Source organism: Pseudomonas sp. GNP012 (assembly GCF_054343835.1).
Window position 1 is genome coordinate 5,428,285 of sequence record NZ_JBTGUU010000001.1, and the last position, 19,456, is coordinate 5,447,740.

Consider the following 19,456-nt stretch of genomic DNA (forward strand, 5'->3'; position numbering starts at 1 on the left):
TTAAGTTGCCTGAGCGGCGGCGATGCGTGAGTTTTTGCGTTGACGACGAACCATTTCGCCCGCCAATGCCAGATAGGCAACGGCACCTCGCGACGCTTTGTCGTACGCCAGCGCCGGCATGCCGTAGCTTGGCGCTTCGGCCAGACGGATGTTGCGCGGAATGACGGTGTCGTACAGCTGTTCGCCGAAGTGTTCCTTGAGCTGCGCCGAGACATCGTTCATCAGGCTCAGGCGCGGGTCGTACATCGTCCGCAGCAGGCCTTCGACCTTGAGGTTCGGATTGAGCAGTTCAGCGATACGCTTGATGTTATCCACAAGGTCGCTCAAGCCTTCGAGTGCGAAGTACTCGCACTGCATGGGGATAATGACCCCATCGGCGGCAACCAGTGCGTTCAAGGTCAGCATCGACAGCGACGGCGGGCAGTCGATCAGAATGTAATCGTAGTTTTCCCGGATAGGCGCCAGCGCACTGCGCAGACGGCTTTCCTTCATCTGCATTTCCAGCAGCACCACTTCGGCCGCGGTCAGGTCGCGGTTGGCCGGCAACAACTGGTAACCACCGTGTTCGGAGAAGTGCATGGCCTGGGCCAGGTCGCACTCACCGATCAACAGGTCGTAGACCGAGTTTTCCAGGCCATGTTTATCCACACCGCTACCCATGGTGGCGTTGCCCTGTGGATCGAGATCGATCAACAGCACCCGGCGCTTGGTCGCGACCAGGGATGCTGCGAGGTTGATGCAGGTGGTGGTTTTGCCCACGCCACCTTTTTGGTTCGCTATCGCGAATACCTTAGCCATTCTTGCTTGTGTTCCCAATCATGCCGTGCGGCGCAGTATCAGCAGATGGCGTTGGCCTTGGCAACCAGGTACGGCCAGGGCGTGTTCGCTATCGAGGTGGAAGTCTGCCGGCAATGCTACCAGCTCATCGGCCGGATGAACGCCCTTCATTGCCAGCCAGCGTGTTTCGCTATCGCCGAGGTGGCGAGTCCAGTTGCTGAAGTTTTCCATGCTGCTGAACGCCCGGGAAATGATCCCGTTGAAGGGCTGGGCAGGCTGGAACGCTTCGACGCGACTGTGGATAACTTGCAGGTTATCCAGTTTGAGTTCGAGTTTGACCTGGGTCAGGAAGCGGGTTTTCTTGCCGTTGCTGTCCAGGCACGTCACCTGGGACTCGGGAAACAGGATAGCCAGCGGAATGCCAGGCATGCCGCCGCCACTGCCAACGTCGAGCCAGCGTCCGTTTTCGATGAATGACATCACGCTCAGACTGTCGAGCAGGTGACGGGAGACCATTTCGTCCGGATCACGCACGGCGGTGAGGTTGTAAGCCTTGTTCCATTTGATCAACAGGGCCAGATAACCCAGCAGTTGCGCATGCTGGGTTTCTGTCAGCGTGACGCCAAGCTGGCGGGCACCTGTGGATAACTCTTCTGCATGTTGCGAAGTGACCAACGAACTCAAGCGCTTTGCTCCAACTGACGGCCCGCGCCGCGTTTTTTCAAATGAATCATCAACAGCGAAATGGCTGCCGGCGTTACGCCCGGGATACGCGAAGCCTGGCCCAAGGTTTCAGGGCGGGTCGCACCGAGCTTGCTCTGGATCTCTTTGGAGAGACCGGAAATATTCGTGTAATCGATATCCACAGGCAATTTGGTGTCTTCGCTGGCGCGCAGGCGGGCGATTTCATCCTGTTGACGATCGATGTAACCGGCGTACTTGGTCTTGATTTCGACCTGTTCGGCGACCTGTGGGTCTTCTGCACCGCCTCCGGTCACGGCGATCAGACCAGCGTAGTCGACTTCCGGACGGCTCAAGAGATTCAGCAGGTTGTATTCGTGGGTCAGCGGCGTGCCGAATTTTTCGGCAATCGCATCGCCCTGTTCGGTGCCCGGGCGAACCCAGGTGCTTTTCAGGCGCTGCTCCTCCAGTTCGATGCTTTCGCGTTTTTTGCAGAAAGCCGCCCAACGCACGTCATCCACCAGGCCAAGTTCGCGACCTTTTTCGGTCAAGCGCAGGTCGGCGTTGTCTTCGCGCAGGATCAAACGGTATTCGGCGCGGGAGGTGAACATCCGGTACGGCTCTTGGGTGCCGAGGGTAATCAGGTCGTCGACCAACACGCCGATATAGGCCTCGTCGCGACGCGGGCACCAGGCATCTTTGCCCTGCGCGCGCAGTGCCGCGTTGGTTCCGGCGAGCAAACCCTGGGCGCCGGCTTCTTCGTAACCGGTCGTGCCGTTGATTTGCCCGGCGAAGAACAGGCCGCCGATCACTTTGGTTTCCAGGCTGTACTTCAGGTCGCGCGGATCGAAGTAGTCGTACTCAATGGCGTAGCCCGGGCGCACGATGTGTGCGTTTTCCATACCGCGGATCGATTGCACGATCTGCAATTGCACATCGAACGGCAAGGATGTGGATATCCCGTTCGGGTACAGCTCGTTCGTGGTCAAACCTTCCGGTTCGATGAAGACCTGGTGGCTTTCCTTGTCGGCAAAGCGGTGAATCTTGTCTTCGATCGACGGGCAGTAACGCGGACCGATGCCTTCGATCTCGCCTGCATCGGAATACATCGGCGAACGGTCGAGGTTCGCCGCAATGATTTCGTGGGTACGGGCGTTGGTATGGGTAATCCAGCAACTGATCTGCCGTGGATGCTGCTCTTTGGATCCCATGAACGACATCACAGGGATCGGCGTATCGCCGGCCTGCTCGGTCATCACCGAGAAATCCACAGAACGGGCGTCGATACGCGGCGGCGTACCGGTCTTCAGGCGACCGACCCGTAAAGGCAATTCACGTAGACGGTGAGCCAAGGCAATCGACGGTGGATCACCGGCACGGCCGCCGGAGAAATTCTGCAAACCAATGTGGATAAGTCCACCGAGGAAGGTGCCTGTGGTCAAAACCACCGAGTCGGCGAGGAAACGCAGGCCCATCTGGGTCACTACGCCGCGCACTTGTTCCTGCTCGACGATCAGGTCATCAGCGGCCTGTTGAAATATCCACAGGTTCGGCTGGTTTTCCAGGATTTCGCGGACAGCGGCCTTGTACAGAATCCGGTCGGCCTGTGCACGGGTTGCACGCACGGCCGGGCCTTTGCGGCTGTTCAACACACGAAACTGGATGCCGCCTTTATCGGTAGCCATGGCCATCGCGCCGCCGAGGGCGTCGATTTCCTTGACCAGGTGGCTTTTGCCGATCCCGCCAATGGCCGGGTTGCAACTCATGGCACCGAGGGTTTCCACGTTATGCGTCAGCAAAAGGGTTTTCACCCCCATACGTGCTGAGGCCAGTGCTGCCTCGGTACCGGCATGACCGCCGCCGATGACGATCACTTCAAAACGGGAAGGGAAATCCACCACGCACCTCGTGCCTGCTTAAGTAGGTAATTCAGGAATAGTTTGAGCTCAGGTTTTCGGACCTGGTCGACAAGTATAGGGACTTCGCCCTTCCTAAAGAACCCTTTGCACAAAATTTAACCAGCTGTGGAAAAGTCGGAGTTATAGAAATTAAAAAGAGAGAAATTTATTAAATCTTTGTTTTTATGTTTATTTCTATGCACCTGCCTTTCTGTGGATAGATCTCTACAGGCCTTTATTTTCAATATGTACAGCGATTCAAAACCCTGTGTTCATGTGCCAATGAGGCCCTTGGATAACCGGTGTAAGCCTGTGGATGAAAGGGGTGGTTATCCACAGAGGCGGTTATGTTCAGTTTTCAGGCCCTGTTATCAACTGACCTTAGCGGCGGTTATTCACAGGGCTTAATCCACAGAAAAGTGTCGTTTGCCCGAAATTCAGGCACGAGAATTCCGCTCAAGCAGGCAAAGTCCGCTCGGCACTGGAGGGTTTATTCAGAAAAAGAGAGAGCAGACAGGCACGAACGGCCTGTCTGTGAATACCAGGAGGGCTACTTACCGATACAGAAGCTGGAGAAAATTCGCCCCAACAGATCGTCAGAGCTGAAGGCGCCGGTGATTTCTCCCAGCGACTGCTGAGCCTGGCGCAGATCTTCGGCCAACAACTCGCCAGCACCGGCCAGGGTCAACTGGGCACGACCATGCTCAAGGGCAGCACTGGCATGACGTAGCGCTTCCAGGTGTCGCCGGCGAGCACTGAAGCTGCTTTCGGACGTTTGCTCGTAGCCCATGCAGGCCTTGAGGTGATCACGCAGCAGCTCCAGACCGACACCTCCGGACCTGGCGCTCAGGCTGATGGTGACGTGGCCGTCGTCGCTGATCTCCATGGCAATGGTTTCGCCCGTAAGGTCGGCCTTGTTGCGGATCAGGGTAACTTTCGCGGGATCGGGACGGGTTTCGAGAAATTCCGGCCACAGTGCGAACGGATCGAGGGCTTCCGGCGCGGTGGCATCGACCACCAGCAGTACCCGATCCGCTTCACCGATGGCTTTCAAGGCACGTTCCACGCCGATTTTTTCCACATGGTCATCGGTATCGCGCAGACCGGCGGTATCCACCACATGCAGCGGCATCCCATCGATGTGGATATGTTCCCGAAGTACGTCCCGGGTGGTGCCGGCAATTTCAGTCACGATCGCTGCTTCGCGCCCGGCCAGTGCATTGAGCAGGCTGGATTTACCGGCATTCGGACGACCGGCGATGACCACTGTCATGCCGTCTCGCAACAAGGCACCCTGCCCGGCTTCACGCATGACAGTGGATAATTCGTCGCGCACTTTGTCGAGCATGCTCAGGACATGGCCATCGGCGAGGAAGTCGATTTCCTCTTCCGGGAAATCGATGGCCGCTTCGACGTAGATGCGCAGGCCGATCAATTGCTCGGTGAGGTTATGCACACGTGACGAGAAAGCACCCTGCAGGGAGCGCAACGCGTTTCGCGCAGCCTGGGCAGAACTGGCTTCAATCAGGTCGGCAATGGCCTCGGCCTGGGCCAGGTCAAGCTTGTCGTTGAGGAACGCGCGCTCGCTGAATTCCCCCGGCCGGGCAAGCCGGCAACCCAGTTCCAGGCAGCGCTTGAGCAACATATCCAGAACAATCGGGCCACCATGCCCCTGGAGTTCCAGCACATCCTCGCCGGTAAACGAGTTTGGCCCCGGAAAATACAGCGCGATGCCCTGGTCCAGCACCTCGTCGTGTTCACCCAAAAATGGGCCGTAGTGGGCAAATCGCGGCTTGAGCTCGCGACCACTGAAAGCCTTGGCCGCAACACTGGCCAACGGCCCGGAAATACGCACGATGCCTACACCGCCACGACCTTGAGCGGTGGCGACGGCGGCGATGGTTTCACGAGGAACGCTCATAAACCGGTATCCAGACAAAAGTGACAGATAGCAAAACGCCCCACTAGGGGGCGTCTTGAGTGGTTATCCACAGTGTAAATCAGGCAGCTGCTTTGGCAGCCGCTTCGATCTTACGAGTGATGTACCACTGTTGGGCGATCGACAATACGTTGTTCACTACCCAGTACAGCACCAGACCCGCCGGGAACCACAGGAAGAAGAAGGTGAAGATGATTGGCATCATTTTCATGACCTTCGCCTGCATCGGATCCGGAGGAGTCGGGTTCAACTGCTGCTGGATGAACATGGTTGCACCCATGATGATCGGCAGAATGAAGAACGGATCCTTGATCGACAGGTCAGTAATCCACAGCATGAACGGCGCCTGGCGCATTTCAACGCTTTCCAGCAGAACCCAGTACAGCGAGAGGAAAACCGGCATCTGCACGAGGATTGGCAAGCAACCACCCAGCGGATTGATCTTTTCTTTCTTGTACAGCTCCATCATGGCTTGCGACATTTTCTGCCGGTCATCGCCATGTTGCTCTTTCAGCGCGGCCAGTTTCGGTGCCACTGCACGCATGCGCGCCATGGATTTGTAGCTGGCAGCCGACAACGGGAAGAAGATCCCCTTGATCAGCATGGTCAGGAAGATGATCGACCAGCCCCAGTTACCGACCAGCGCGTGGATATGTTGCAGCAACCAGAAGATTGGCTGGGCAATGAACCACAGAATGCCGTAGTCGACGGTCAGTTCCAGACCTGGGGACAACTCTTTCAGCACGGCCTGGCTTTTCGGGCCTGCGTACAGAACAGCGCTGGTCTCGGCCTTGGCGCCCGGGGCAACACTCATCGATGGGCCGGTGTAGCCGATGATGTAGTTGCCTTTGCTGTCTTTTCGGGTCTGGACGACGTTGTTTTCGCCCTTGGCCGGAATCCATGCGGTCACGAAGTAGTGCTGCAACCAGGCAACCCAACCGCCAGTGACGGTTTCTTTCACCGGCGCCTTGTCCATGTCCTTCATGGACACTTTCTTGTACGGCTCCGAACTTGTCCACAGGGCGGCGCCCAGGTAAGTCGCGGTGCCGGTCGCCGTGGTCGACGAAGGATCGGCGCTGGCGTCACGCTTCAACTGGGCGAACATCGCACCGGTCCAGGGCTGGGCGCTCTGGTTGTCGATCAGGTAGGAAACGGTTACGTCATACAGGCCGCGTTTCAGGGTGAAACGCTTGATGTAGTTGACGCCGTCCTTGCTGAACTTCAGGTCCACGACCAATTGGTCCTGACCGTCAGCCAGTTGATAAACCTTCTTCTCCGAGGAGTAAACCGGACGACCGGCCGGATTTGCATCCGGACCGTTGGTGCCGATCAGACCGCTTTGTGCCAGATAAGTACGTTCGCCGCCGTTATCGAACAGCTGGAACGGAATTTCCGGGTGATCCTGACGACGCGGATACAGCGGCAGGGTCAACTGGGCAACATCACCACCTTGTGGGTCGATAGCCAGGTCCAGTACATCCGTTTTGATCTGGATGAGGTCCTTGCTCACAGCCACCGGTGTTTCGGCAGGTGCGCTGGTGTCGCTAGCAGCACGTGGAATGTCGTCACTGGCGGAAGCGTTGGAGCCAGATGCCGTATCCGGCAGGCCCGATGCAGTCGTATTGGTGGCAACATTCTGAGTCGGCAGGGCAGCCTGGCCATAGTCCTGGTTCCATTTAAGAACCATAACGTAGGACACGATTGCCAGGGCGACGATCAGGATCGTGCGTTTGATATCCATGATTACTCGGCCATCGAAGAAGAACGGGAGGTAGGGATAGGTGGAACCGGGTCATAACCACCGGGATTCCACGGATGACAGCGACCTAAACGACGAAAGGTCAGCCAGCTACCGCGAAGAAGGCCATGATTTTCGATGGCTTCTAACGCGTAGCAGGAACAACTGGGGTAGAAACGACAGTGACTGGCCATCAGGGGACTAATGGCATAGCGATAAAACTGGATCGGAACGAGTGCCAGTTTACGCATCTGGACTGTCTACCCCTACAGTTTCGGTTTTGACTGCTGGTACCGGCGAACTGCGAGCCAGGCGTTTCCAGAGTTTGCCGAAATGCTGAATCAATTCGGGGTTTTCTACGTCACCCAAACCTTTGCGCGCGACGATAACAATGTCCCAGCCGACCAGTGAATCCTGGTTCAGGCGAAACGATTCGCGCATCAGACGTTTGAGGCGATTGCGCTCGACGGAGAGCTTTACGCTCTTTTTCCCGATAACCAACCCGAGACGGGGGTGATCAAGATCGTTGTTGCGCGCAAGGAGCAGGAGATTTTTCCCCGGAACCTTGCCGGTAGGGGAGTCAAAGACTGCCTTGAAATGCCGGGGAGTAAGCAGACGCTTTTCCCGACTGAAGTCCTGACTCACCTCCAGTGCCGGCTTATCAAACTGCCAGACGCGCACGACCTTTGGCGCGACGACGCGACAGTACGGCACGACCGTTCTTGGTAGCCATGCGAGCACGGAAACCGTGGGTACGAGCGCGTTTGATAGTGCTTGGTTGGAAAGTACGTTTCATTGTCGTGTTACCTGGTTCGTCCACAACGGGCCGGAATGGCCCCCGTTTTAAGAGACCGGGGATTCTAGAGAAAGCAAGCCTTCAGGTCAATTTCCAACCAGCGTTTCCTTATAAATAGATCTCCAGCCCTTTTGCGCTGAACGAACCGCGGGTAAATATAAAAATAAGAAAGGAAAGTATTTAAAGCTTTTCTGTAAAGCTTATAAAAGCTAGGCCCGCACCCTTCTGTGGATAAGTGCCTTTGAGCCTTGTTTTACCTGCTGTACAGAGAATGACAACTACAGTGGAAAACCGTGTTCAGCCTGTGCTGCGCTATCGGATAACCTGTGTGTGGAAAGCCGGTTTATCCACAGGCCGGTTATCCACCGAGTTTCGCTCCCACTTGTGCAATGACCTTAACCCCGGTTATCCACAGCGCTTATGCACAGACCACTGGTCGTCTTTTTTGCGTATGAAACGGCGATTCTTCTTGGTCGATGAACCACCTTCGTGTGGATAAGTCGGCGTCTGGTCGCTACAATGGCCGCTTGTTTTTGCCTCACCGGCTTTCAACTTAGGGGATATCCGTGTCAGTGGAACTTTGGCAGCAGTGCGTGGAGCTTCTGCGCGATGAGCTGCCTGCCCAACAATTCAACACTTGGATCCGTCCACTACAGGTCGAAGCCGAAGGCGACGAGTTGCGTGTCTATGCACCCAATCGTTTTGTTCTGGACTGGGTCAACGAAAAGTACCTGGGGCGTGTTCTCGAATTGCTCGATGAGCACGGCAATGGCATGGCGCCTGCGCTTTCCTTATTAATAGGCAGCAAACGCAGTTCGGCACCGCGTGCCGCGCCCAATGCTCCCCTGGCCGCCGCCGCTTCCCAGGCCCAGGCTGCTCAAACCCCCGCCAGTCCGCCGCCGCCAGCACCTGCTGCGGCTTCGACCAAGCGCGCCACGCAAAAAATGGCCGAGGTCACCGAGGAAGAACCTTCCCGTGACAGCTTCGATCCGATGGCCGGCGCCAGTTCGCAACAGGCCCCGGTTCGCGCCGAGCAACGTACCGTGCAGGTCGAAGGTGCGCTCAAGCACACCAGTTACCTGAACCGCACCTTTACCTTCGAGAATTTCGTCGAAGGTAAATCCAACCAGTTGGCGCGTGCCGCCGCCTGGCAGGTGGCCGACAACCCCAAGCACGGTTACAACCCGCTCTTCCTTTATGGTGGCGTCGGCCTGGGTAAAACCCACTTGATGCACGCTGTGGGTAACCATCTATTAAAGAAGAACCCGAACGCCAAGGTGGTGTACCTGCATTCCGAGCGTTTCGTGGCGGACATGGTCAAGGCCCTGCAACTGAACGCGATCAATGAGTTCAAGCGCTTCTACCGTTCGGTGGATGCGTTGCTGATCGATGACATTCAGTTCTTCGCCCGTAAAGAGCGTTCCCAGGAAGAGTTTTTCCACACCTTCAACGCCCTGCTCGAAGGTGGCCAGCAGGTCATTCTCACCAGTGACCGCTACCCGAAAGAAATCGAAGGCCTTGAAGAACGCCTCAAATCCCGCTTTGGCTGGGGCCTGACCGTTGCGGTCGAGCCACCGGAGCTGGAAACCCGCGTGGCGATCCTGATGAAGAAGGCCGATCAGGCTAAAGTCGAGCTGCCGCATGACGCCGCGTTCTTCATTGCCCAGCGTATCCGCTCCAACGTCCGTGAGCTGGAAGGCGCGCTCAAACGCGTGATCGCCCACTCGCACTTCATGGGGCGCGATATCACCATCGAGTTGATTCGCGAATCCCTGAAGGACTTGTTGGCGTTGCAGGATAAACTGGTCTCTGTGGATAACATTCAGCGCACCGTCGCCGAGTACTACAAGATCAAGATCTCCGACTTGCTGTCCAAGCGTCGTTCTCGCTCGGTCGCACGTCCGCGTCAGGTTGCAATGGCCTTGTCCAAAGAGTTGACTAACCACAGCCTGCCGGAAATCGGCGACGTGTTTGGCGGCCGCGACCATACGACAGTTTTGCACGCCTGCCGCAAGATCAACGAACTTAAGGAATCCGACGCGGACATCCGCGAGGACTACAAGAACCTGCTGCGTACACTGACCACTTGATGAACACCAGCGCAGCTAATTAAGGCAAGGGACTAGACCATGCATTTCACCATTCAACGCGAAGCCCTGTTGAAACCCCTGCAACTGGTCGCAGGCGTCGTCGAACGCCGCCAGACCTTGCCGGTGCTCTCCAACGTGCTGCTGGTTGTCGAAGGCCAGCAATTGTCGCTGACCGGTACCGACCTGGAAGTCGAGCTGGTTGGTCGTGTTCAACTCGAAGAGCCGGCGGATCCGGGTTCCATCACCGTGCCTGCGCGCAAGCTGATGGACATCTGCAAGAGCCTGCCAAACGATGCGCTGATCGACATCAAGGTCGATGAGCAGAAGCTTGTGGTCAAGGCCGGCCGTAGCCGCTTCACCTTGTCGACGCTGCCGGCCAACGACTTCCCAACCGTGGAAGAAGGCCCGGGCTCGCTGACCTGCAGCCTGGAGCAAAGCAAGCTGCGCCGTCTGATCGAGCGCACCAGCTTCGCCATGGCCCAGCAGGACGTGCGTTACTACCTCAACGGCATGTTGCTGGAAGTTTCCGCTGGTGTGATCCGCGCCGTGGCCACCGACGGTCACCGCCTGGCCATGTGCTCGATGCAGGCCGATATCGGTCAACCGGATCGTCACCAGGTGATCGTACCGCGCAAAGGTATCCTCGAACTGGCACGCCTGCTCACCGAGCCGGATGGCAATGTCAGCATCGTTCTGGGTCAGCACCACATCCGCGCCACCACCGGTGAGTTCACCTTCACCTCGAAACTGGTCGACGGCAAATTCCCGGACTACGAACGCGTTCTGCCAAAAGGCGGCGACAAGCTGGTACTGGGCGATCGCCAGGCGCTGCGCGAAGCGTTCAGCCGTACCGCGATCCTGTCCAACGAGAAGTACCGTGGTATCCGTCTGCAACTGGCCAGCGGTCAGTTGAAGATCCAGGCGAACAACCCGGAGCAGGAAGAAGCGGAAGAAGAAGTGGGCGTTGAATACAACGGTGGCTCTCTGGAAATCGGCTTCAACGTGAGCTACCTGCTCGACGTGCTGGGCGTGATGACCACTGAGCAGGTTCGTCTGATCCTGTCCGACTCCAACAGCAGTGCGCTGGTGCAGGAATCGGATAACGACGACTCGGCCTACGTTGTCATGCCGATGCGTCTGTAATCATGCCCAGCAGAAGCTAGATGTCCTTAAGTCGCGTCTCGGTCACCGCGGTGCGCAATTTGCACCCGGTGACCTTCTCCCCCTCCCCACGCATCAATATCCTTTACGGCGCCAACGGCAGCGGCAAAACCAGTGTTCTGGAAGCCATCCATCTGCTGGGGCTTGCTCGTTCGTTTCGTAGCACCCGACTGTTGCCGGTCATTCAATACGAGCAACTGGCGTGCACCGTCTTTGGCCAGGTTGAACTGGCGGAGGGTGGGCACAGCGCACTGGGCATTTCGCGGGATCGCCAAGGCGAATTCCAGATCCGTATCGATGGGCAGAACGCCCGCAGCGCCGCGCAACTGGCGGAAATTTTGCCACTGCAACTGATCAATCCTGACAGCTTTCGATTGCTGGAAGGTGCGCCGAAGATTCGCCGGCAATTTCTCGACTGGGGCGTGTTCCACGTGGAACCGCGCTTCATGTCAACCTGGCAGCGCCTGCAGAAGGCCCTGCGCCAGAGAAACTCTTGGCTGCGGCATGGTACACTTGACGCCGTTTCGCAAGCGGTTTGGGACAGGGAACTGTGCCAGGCCAGCGCTGAAATTGATGAATACCGCCGCGCTTATATCAAAGCCTTGAAACCAGTCTTTGAACAAACCTTGAGCGAACTGGTTGAGCTTGAAGGCTTGACGCTCAGCTATTACCGCGGCTGGGACAAGGACCGTGAACTGAGTGCTGTGCTCGCCGGGTCTCTGCAGCGGGACCAGCAAATGGGGCATACCCAGGCCGGACCACAACGTGCTGATTTGCGTCTCAGACTGGGCGCACATAACGCCGCGGACATCTTGTCCCGTGGCCAGCAGAAGTTGGTGGTTTGCGCATTGCGGATTGCCCAAGGGCACCTGGTCAGTCAGGCTCGACGCGGTCAGTGTATTTATCTGGTGGATGACTTGCCGTCCGAGCTGGACGAGCACCACCGTCGCGCGCTTTGCCGCTTGTTGGAAGACTTACGCTGCCAGGTATTTATCACCTGTGTAGATCACGAATTATTGAGGGAAGGCTGGCAGACGGAAACGCCAGTCGCTCTGTTCCACGTGGAACAGGGCCGTATCACCCAGACCCACGACCATCGGGAGTGAAGGCATTGAGCGAAGAAAATACGTACGACTCAACGAGCATTAAAGTGCTGAAAGGCCTGGATGCCGTACGCAAACGTCCCGGTATGTACATTGGTGATACCGACGATGGCAGCGGTCTGCACCACATGGTGTTCGAGGTGGTCGATAACTCGATCGACGAAGCGCTCGCCGGCTACTGCGACGACATCAGCATCATCATCCACCCGGATGAGTCCATCACCGTTCGCGACAACGGCCGTGGCATCCCGGTAGACGTACACAAAGAAGAAGGCGTTTCGGCAGCCGAGGTCATCATGACCGTGCTGCACGCCGGCGGTAAATTCGACGACAACTCCTATAAGGTTTCCGGCGGTCTGCACGGTGTGGGTGTGTCGGTCGTTAACGCCCTGTCGGAAGAGCTGGTCCTGACCGTTCGCCGTAGTGGCAAGATCTGGGAACAGACTTACGTCCACGGTGTTCCGCAAGAGCCGATGAAAATCGTTGGCGACTCCGAAACCACCGGTACGCAGATCCACTTCAAGGCTTCCAGCGAAACCTTCAAGAACATCCACTTCAGCTGGGACATCCTGGCCAAGCGGATTCGTGAACTGTCCTTCCTCAACTCCGGTGTCGGTATCGTCCTCAAGGACGAGCGCAGCGGCAAGGAAGAGCTGTTCAAGTACGAAGGCGGCCTGCGTGCGTTCGTTGAATACCTGAACACCAACAAGACCCCGGTCAACCAGGTGTTCCACTTCAACATCCAGCGTGAAGACGGCATCGGCGTGGAAATCGCCCTGCAGTGGAACGACAGTTTCAACGAGAACCTGTTGTGCTTCACCAACAACATTCCACAGCGCGACGGCGGTACTCACCTGGTGGGTTTCCGTTCCGCACTGACGCGTAACCTGAACACCTACATCGAAGCAGAGGGCCTGGCGAAGAAGCACAAGGTCGCCACTACCGGTGACGATGCCCGTGAAGGCCTGACCGCGATCATTTCGGTGAAGGTACCGGATCCGAAGTTCAGCTCCCAGACCAAAGACAAGCTGGTGTCTTCCGAAGTGAAGACCGCGGTCGAACAGGAAATGGGAAAGTACTTCTCCGACTTCCTGTTGGAAAACCCGAACGAAGCCAAGCTGGTCGTCGGCAAGATGATCGACGCGGCACGTGCCCGTGAAGCGGCGCGCAAGGCCCGTGAGATGACCCGCCGCAAAGGCGCACTGGACATCGCCGGCCTGCCGGGCAAACTGGCGGACTGCCAGGAAAAGGACCCTGCCCTGTCCGAACTGTACCTCGTGGAAGGTGACTCCGCGGGCGGCTCTGCCAAGCAGGGACGTAACCGCAGGACCCAGGCGATTCTGCCCCTCAAGGGTAAAATCCTGAACGTCGAGAAGGCACGCTTCGACAAGATGATCTCTTCCCAGGAAGTAGGCACCTTGATCACCGCGCTCGGCTGCGGCATCGGTCGCGAAGAGTACAACATCGACAAGCTTCGCTATCACAACATCATCATCATGACCGATGCTGACGTCGACGGTTCGCACATCCGTACCCTGCTGCTGACCTTCTTCTTCCGTCAGTTGCCGGAGCTGATCGAGCGTGGCTATATCTACATCGCTCAGCCGCCGCTGTACAAAGTGAAGAAAGGCAAGCAAGAGCAATACATCAAAGACGACGACGCCATGGAAGAGTACATGACGCAGTCGGCGCTGGAAGATGCGAGCCTGCACCTGAACGAGGAAGCACCGGGTATCTCCGGCGAAGCCCTTGAGCGTCTGGTGAACGACTTCCGTCTGGTAATGAAGACCCTCAAGCGTCTGTCGCGCCTGTACCCACAGGAACTGACCGAGCACTTCATCTACCTGCCGGCGGTCAGCATGGATCAACTGTCTGATCACGCAGCGATGCAGGATTGGCTGGCCCAGTACGAAGTGCGTCTGCGCACCGTCGAGAAGTCGGGCCTGGTCTACAAGGCCAGCCTGCGTGAAGATCGTGAACGTAACGTCTGGCTGCCAGAGGTCGAACTGATCTCCCACGGCCTCTCGAACTACGTCACCTTCAACCGCGACTTCTTCGGCAGCAACGACTACAAGACCGTGGTTTCCCTGGGCGCTCAACTGAGCACCTTGCTGGACGACGGCGCGTACATCCAGCGTGGCGAGCGCAAGAAGCAGGTCACCGAGTTCAAGGAAGCCCTTGAGTGGTTGATGGCCGAAAGCACCAAGCGTCACACCATCCAGCGATACAAAGGTCTGGGCGAGATGAACCCGGATCAGCTGTGGGAAACCACCATGGACCCGGGCTCGCGCCGCATGCTCAAAGTGACCATCGAAGACGCCATTGGCGCGGACCAGATCTTCAACACCCTGATGGGTGATGCGGTCGAACCTCGCCGTGACTTCATCGAGAGCAACGCCCTGGCGGTGTCCAACCTGGACTTCTGATTCCGGTCGCCCCGCCATACAAAAGGCCAACGCTCATGCGTTGGCCTTTTTATTTGTTGAGGTCAAAAGATCGCAGCCTTCGGCAGCTCCTACAGGCAGAAATTGATATCCCTGCAGGAGCTGCCGAAGGCTGCGATCTTTTGATTTTTTCCCCACCTGTTTCACTCTCGACTCGCTTTGTACACAGCCTGAAGCATCTACATTACAGGCATAAAAAAACCGGCTATATCAGCCGGTTTTTTTACGTCCGAAAAAAACTTATGCACGTTTTTATGGGATTTATCATTCTAAGAAATATGTAAAAGAATCATAAAGTTACGTACAAATAACGACGGTTTTCGATGAAACGGTACACAGGTTATCCACAGAATCTCAGACAGCCACCTGGTCGTTTGAAACCGGAGCTTGCGGAGCCGGTGGCAGTGAGCCCATTTCCCGTTGCATCTGCTCGTTCCAGGCCTGGACCCGGTCGTTCAATTCAGCAATGGCTCGTGGTCCGGTGCCTTCGGCATACATCGGTGTGCCAATGATCACGGTGATGACACCCTGCTTCTTCGCCCAACCGGTTTTCGGCCAGAACTTGCCGGCGTTGTGCGCAATCGGCAGCACGGGCAATTCTGCGTTGACCGCCAATGCACTGCCACCACGCGAGAACTTTCCGATGGTGCCGTAAGGAACGCGCGTGCCTTCAGGGAAGATCAGCACCCAGACATTGTCCTTGAGCAACTCATCGCCTTTCTGCGCCACATGCTTGAGTGCGGCTTTCGGGTTGTCGCGATCGATGGCGATCGGTCGCAGCATGGCCATGGCCCAACCGAAGAACGGCACATAGAGCAATTCGCGTTTGAGCACCTGGCTCAGCGGTGAGAAGTAAGCAGAGAGAAAGAACGTCTCCCAGGTGCTCTGGTGATTCGACTGAATGACGCAAGGCCGTTCAGGGACGTTCTCGGCACCCTTCACTTCGTAGCGGATACCCAGAAACACTTTGCTCAGCCACAAGGCGCAGCGGCACCAGTACACGTTGATGAAGCGATAGCGCGCCTTGAACGGCAGAAACGGCGCGATAAAAAAGCTCAGGCTGCACCAGAGCAAAGAGCTGGTGCCCAGCAGCAGGTAAAAGAGGAAGGTTCTGATGGCCTGCAGTATCAACATGGTGACGGTTACCGTGCGGGCTTTGCCCGTCTATATAAAGCACACTCCCGATCACTCCCTGGTCAGGAGTCTCGAAAACGCTCTAATTGTGGATAAGTTCTGCGGCAATCGCCGCCAGATCGTCAAAAATCAAGGTGCCTGCCGGTAAGGTCTTGCCCAAGGTTTTTTCGCCTTTTCCGGTCTTTACCAAAACTGGCTGTGAATCGACGGCTTTAGCGGCTTCCAGGTCACCAAGGCTATCGCCGACGAACCATAGATCAGTCAGCGACACGTTGTAATGTGCGGCGATGCTTTTCAACATCCCGGGTTTCGGCTTGCGGCAATCGCAGCCTTCGTCCGGCCCGTGGGGGCAGTAGACGATCAGGCCGACTTCACCACCCTGCTCCGCCACCAGCGTGCGCAAGCGCTCGTGCATGGCATCCAGGGTAGCGAGGTCGTAGTAGCCGCGAGCGATGCCCGACTGGTTGGTAGCGACGGCTACCGTCCAGCCGGCCTTGCTCAACTGCGCGATGGCTTCGATCGAACCAGGGAGTGGAATCCACTCATCCACCGACTTGATGTAAGCGTCGGAGTCGTAATTGATCACCCCGTCCCGATCGAGAATCAGCAGTTTCAAACAGTCTTACCCCAGCAACGAAATATCGGCAACGCCGAGGAACAGGCCACGCAGACGCGCCAGCAACGCATAACGGTTGGCGCGGACTTTCGCGTCTTCCGCGTTGACCATCACGGCTTCGAAGAACGCATCCACCGGCTCGCGCAATGCAGCCAGGCGTGCCAGGGATTCGCTGTACTGACGTGCAGCAGCCATTGGCTGTACAGCCTGGTCTGCCTGCTGGATCGCCGAGTACAGGGAGAACTCGTTGGCATTGTCGAAGTACTTGGCTTCCACGACTGTAGGCACCGAACCTTCGACCTTGCTCAGCAGGTTCGACACACGCTTGTTCACCGCGGCCAGGGCAGCGGCTTCCGGCAATTTGCGGAAGGCCTCTACCGCTTGCACGCGCTGGTCGAAGTCCAGCGCCGAACCCGGCTTCAGGGCACGCACCGACAGATAGGTGGCGACATCGACGCCTTCGTCTTCGTAACGGGCACGCAGACGGTCGAAGATGAATTCCAGCACCGAGTCATTGAGGCCGGCAGCCTTGACCTTGGTACCGAACGCATCCACGGCGAAGGCCACGGCCTCGGTCAGGTCCAGGTCCAGTTGTTTCTCGATCAGGATGCGCAACACGCCCAGTGCCGCACGGCGCAGGGCATACGGGTCCTTGCTACCGGTCGGCAGCATGCCGATGCCGAAAATACCGACCAGCGTATCGAGCTTGTCGGCGATGGCCACGGCCGCACCGGTCAGGGTGGACGGCAGTTCAGCGCCAGCACCGCGTGGCATGTACTGCTCGTTCAGGGCCAGTGCTACATCTTCCGGCTCGCCATCGTTGAGGGCGTAGTAGTAACCGGCGACACCTTGCATCTCCGGGAACTCGCCGACCATCTCGGTCGCCAGGTCGCACTTCGACAGCAGGCCCGCACGAGCGGCCCATGCAGCGTTGCCGCCGATGCGCTGAGCAATGAACGCGGCCAGTCTGGAAACACGCTCGGCCTTGTCGTAGACGCTGCCGAGCTTTTCCTGGAACACCACGTTCTGCAGGCGCTGGTTGAAGTCTTCGAGCTTCTGCTTCTTGTCTTGCTTGAAGAAGAACTCGGCGTCGGTCAGGCGTGGGCGAACCACTTTCTCGTTACCGGCGATGATCTGCTGCGGGTCTTTGCTTTCGATGTTGGCCACGGTGATGAAACGTGGCAGCAACTTGCCGTCGGCATCCAGCAGGCAGAAGTACTTCTGGTTGTCCTGCATGGTGGTGATCAGGGCTTCTTGCGGCACGTCGAGGAAGCGCTCCTCGAACGAGCACACCAGCGGCACCGGCCATTCGACCAGCGCAGTCACTTCATCGAGCAGGGCCGGCGGAACGATTGCCGTGCCTTCCTGACGGGTGGCCAGCTCTTCGGTGCGCTTGCTGATGATCTCGCGACGCTCGTTGGCATCGGCCAGCACGTAGGCGGCACGCAGGTCGGCCAGGTAGCTGGACGGCGAACCGATACGCACGCTTTCCGGGTGATGGAAGCGGTGACCACGGGAATCGCGACCGGCTTTCTGGGCGAGGATGGTGCAGTCGATGACCTGGTCACCGAGCAGCATCACCAGCCATTGGGTCGGACGCACGAACTCTTCCTTGCGCGCACCCCAACGCATGCGTTTCGGGATCGGCAGGTCGTTCAGCGAATCTTCGACGATGGTCGGCAGCAGGCTCGCGGTCGGCTTGCCGGCGATGCTCTGGCTGTAGCGCAGTTTCGGGCCGCTCTGATCGATTTCGCTCAGCTCGACGCCGCACTTCTTGGCAAAACCCAGTGCCGCTTGGGTCGGATTGCCTTCGGCATCGAATGCAGCCTGACGTGGCGGGCCATCGAGGTTGATGCTGCGATCCGGCTGCTGGGTGGCCAGCGAGGTGATCAGCACAGCCAGGCGGCGTGGCGCGGCATAAACGGTTTTGGTCTCGTAGTTCAGGCCGGCAGCTTGCAGGCCCTTGTCGATACCTGCAAGAAACGCCTCGGCCAGGGTGTTCAGGGCTTTGGGTGGCAGTTCTTCAGTGCCCAGTTCAACCAGAAAATCCAGAGCACTCATTGTGCAGCCTCCAGCTTGGCCAGTACTTCGTCACGCAGGTCCGGGGTCGCCATCGGGAAGCCCAGCTTGGCGCGAGCCAGCAGGTAGGCTTGCGCAACGGAACGCGCCAGGGTGCGTACACGCAGGATGTATTGCTGACGCGCGGTCACCGAGATTGCCCGGCGCGCATCCAGCAGGTTGAAGGTATGGGAAGCCTTCAACACCATTTCGTAGCTCGGCAACGGCAGCGGCTGGTCGAGCTCGATCAGGCGCTTGGCTTCGCTTTCGTAGAAATCGAACAGTTCGAACAGCTTTTCGACGTTGGCGTGTTCGAAGTTGTAGGTCGATTGCTCCACTTCGTTCTGGTGGAACACGTCGCCGTAGGTCACTTTGCCGAACGGACCGTCAGCCCAGACCAGGTCGTAGACCGAGTCCACGCCTTGCAGGTACATGGCCAGACGCTCGAGGCCGTAGGTGATCTCGCCGGTCACCGGGTAGCACTCGATGCCGCCCGCTTGCTGGAAGTAAGTGAACTGGGTCACTTCCATGCCGTTGAGCCAGACTTCCCAGCCCAGACCCCAGGCGCCGAGGGTCGGCGATTCCCAGTTGTCTTCGACGAAGCGGATGTCGTGGACCAGCGGGTCCAGGCCGACGTGCTTGAGGGAGCCCAGGTACAGTTCCTGGAAGTTGTCCGGGTTCGGCTTCAGGACCACCTGAAACTGGTAGTAGTGCTGCAGACGGTTCGGGTTTTCGCCGTAGCGGCCGTCAGTCGGACGGCGGCTTGGCTGCACATAGGCGGCGTTCCAGGTTTCCGGGCCAATGGCGCGCAGGAATGTAGCGGTGTGGAAAGTGCCGGCGCCTACTTCCATATCGTAGGGCTGAAGTACCACACAACCTTGCTCGGCCCAGTATTGCTGGAGGGCGAGGATCAAGTCTTGGAAGGTACGCACGGCTGGCGTAGGCTGGCTCACGAAATTCACCTGTTTCTTGGGCTGCGATTTAAAGAGCGGGAGTATACCCGATTCATTGCTGCGCACGC

Annotated in this window: 16 protein-coding genes; 4 read left to right on the forward strand and 12 right to left on the reverse strand. The window is 57.8% G+C overall.

Features of this window, described 5'->3' with window-relative positions; translation table 11 throughout:
* From ACXX83_RS24670 to rpmH, 8 genes are all read right to left on the reverse strand, one after another.
* Positions 1-798 carry a ParA family protein gene (locus ACXX83_RS24670; protein ID WP_007969897.1) on the reverse strand — a complete coding sequence of 266 codons (798 nt, stop codon included), beginning with the start codon at positions 796-798 and terminating at the stop codon, positions 1-3.
* Positions 799-816: 18 nt separating this feature from the next.
* On the reverse strand, positions 817-1,461 hold the full coding sequence (rsmG, locus tag ACXX83_RS24675; protein WP_007969895.1) for a 16S rRNA (guanine(527)-N(7))-methyltransferase RsmG: 645 nt from the start codon (positions 1,459-1,461) through the stop codon (positions 817-819).
* Positions 1,458-3,356: a tRNA uridine-5-carboxymethylaminomethyl(34) synthesis enzyme MnmG gene (gene mnmG, locus ACXX83_RS24680; RefSeq protein ID WP_458549830.1), complete on the reverse strand. Its 1,899-nt coding sequence runs from the start codon at positions 3,354-3,356 to the stop codon at positions 1,458-1,460. The genes rsmG and mnmG overlap by 4 nt, the downstream gene beginning before the upstream one ends.
* A gap of 550 nt (positions 3,357-3,906) precedes the next feature.
* Entirely contained in the window at positions 3,907-5,277 is a 1,371-nt protein-coding gene (gene mnmE, locus ACXX83_RS24685; RefSeq protein ID WP_458549831.1) for a tRNA uridine-5-carboxymethylaminomethyl(34) synthesis GTPase MnmE, read from the reverse strand.
* A gap of 79 nt (positions 5,278-5,356) precedes the next feature.
* Positions 5,357-7,036, reverse strand: coding sequence for a membrane protein insertase YidC (yidC, locus tag ACXX83_RS24690; protein ID WP_015097447.1), 1,680 nt, complete (start codon positions 7,034-7,036; stop codon positions 5,357-5,359).
* A gap of 2 nt (positions 7,037-7,038) precedes the next feature.
* Positions 7,039-7,284 (reverse strand): membrane protein insertion efficiency factor YidD, encoded by a 246-nt coding sequence (gene yidD, locus ACXX83_RS24695; RefSeq protein ID WP_458549833.1) that lies wholly within the window; start codon positions 7,282-7,284, stop codon positions 7,039-7,041.
* Positions 7,277-7,678 carry a ribonuclease P protein component gene (gene rnpA / locus ACXX83_RS24700; RefSeq protein WP_015097448.1) on the reverse strand — a complete coding sequence of 134 codons (402 nt, stop codon included), beginning with the start codon at positions 7,676-7,678 and terminating at the stop codon, positions 7,277-7,279. Before rnpA ends, yidD begins: the two co-directional genes overlap by 8 nt.
* 16 nt (positions 7,679-7,694) lie before the next feature.
* Positions 7,695-7,829 (reverse strand): 50S ribosomal protein L34, encoded by a 135-nt coding sequence (rpmH, locus tag ACXX83_RS24705; RefSeq protein WP_003213577.1) that lies wholly within the window; start codon positions 7,827-7,829, stop codon positions 7,695-7,697.
* Positions 7,830-8,395: 566 nt separating this feature from the next.
* Between rpmH and dnaA the strand changes: the two genes are divergently transcribed.
* The 4 genes from dnaA to gyrB are packed head-to-tail and all read left to right on the forward strand — an operon-like array spanning position 8,396 to position 14,609.
* On the forward strand, positions 8,396-9,919 hold the full coding sequence (gene dnaA / locus ACXX83_RS24710) for a chromosomal replication initiator protein DnaA (protein ID WP_102700987.1): 1,524 nt from the start codon (positions 8,396-8,398) through the stop codon (positions 9,917-9,919).
* Between the two features lie 39 nt (positions 9,920-9,958).
* The gene (gene dnaN, locus ACXX83_RS24715) at positions 9,959-11,062 is read left to right on the forward strand and encodes a DNA polymerase III subunit beta (protein WP_007969885.1); all 1,104 of its coding nucleotides are present in this window, start codon (positions 9,959-9,961) and stop codon (positions 11,060-11,062) included.
* Between the two features lie 20 nt (positions 11,063-11,082).
* Complete coding sequence (recF, locus tag ACXX83_RS24720; protein ID WP_007969883.1) at positions 11,083-12,186, forward strand: DNA replication/repair protein RecF; 1,104 nt, start codon at positions 11,083-11,085, stop codon at positions 12,184-12,186.
* 5 nt (positions 12,187-12,191) lie between these two features.
* Complete coding sequence (gene gyrB, locus ACXX83_RS24725) at positions 12,192-14,609, forward strand: DNA topoisomerase (ATP-hydrolyzing) subunit B (protein ID WP_007969881.1); 2,418 nt, start codon at positions 12,192-12,194, stop codon at positions 14,607-14,609.
* A 372-nt stretch (positions 14,610-14,981) separates the two neighbouring features.
* Here the strand turns inward: gyrB and ACXX83_RS24730 are convergent, their stop codons facing one another.
* The 4 genes from ACXX83_RS24730 to glyQ all read right to left on the reverse strand — a co-directional run bounded on the left by ACXX83_RS24730 (position 14,982) and on the right by glyQ (position 19,388).
* On the reverse strand, positions 14,982-15,761 hold the full coding sequence (locus tag ACXX83_RS24730) for a lysophospholipid acyltransferase family protein (protein WP_458549835.1): 780 nt from the start codon (positions 15,759-15,761) through the stop codon (positions 14,982-14,984).
* A gap of 82 nt (positions 15,762-15,843) precedes the next feature.
* On the reverse strand, positions 15,844-16,377 hold the full coding sequence (gene gmhB / locus ACXX83_RS24735; protein ID WP_217836761.1) for a D-glycero-beta-D-manno-heptose 1,7-bisphosphate 7-phosphatase: 534 nt from the start codon (positions 16,375-16,377) through the stop codon (positions 15,844-15,846).
* Positions 16,378-16,383: 6 nt separating this feature from the next.
* Entirely contained in the window at positions 16,384-18,438 is a 2,055-nt protein-coding gene (glyS, locus tag ACXX83_RS24740) for a glycine--tRNA ligase subunit beta (protein ID WP_458549838.1), read from the reverse strand.
* Positions 18,435-19,388 carry a glycine--tRNA ligase subunit alpha gene (glyQ, locus tag ACXX83_RS24745; protein ID WP_003213601.1) on the reverse strand — a complete coding sequence of 318 codons (954 nt, stop codon included), beginning with the start codon at positions 19,386-19,388 and terminating at the stop codon, positions 18,435-18,437. The genes glyS and glyQ overlap by 4 nt, the downstream gene beginning before the upstream one ends.
* Positions 19,389-19,456: the final 68 nt, after the last annotated feature.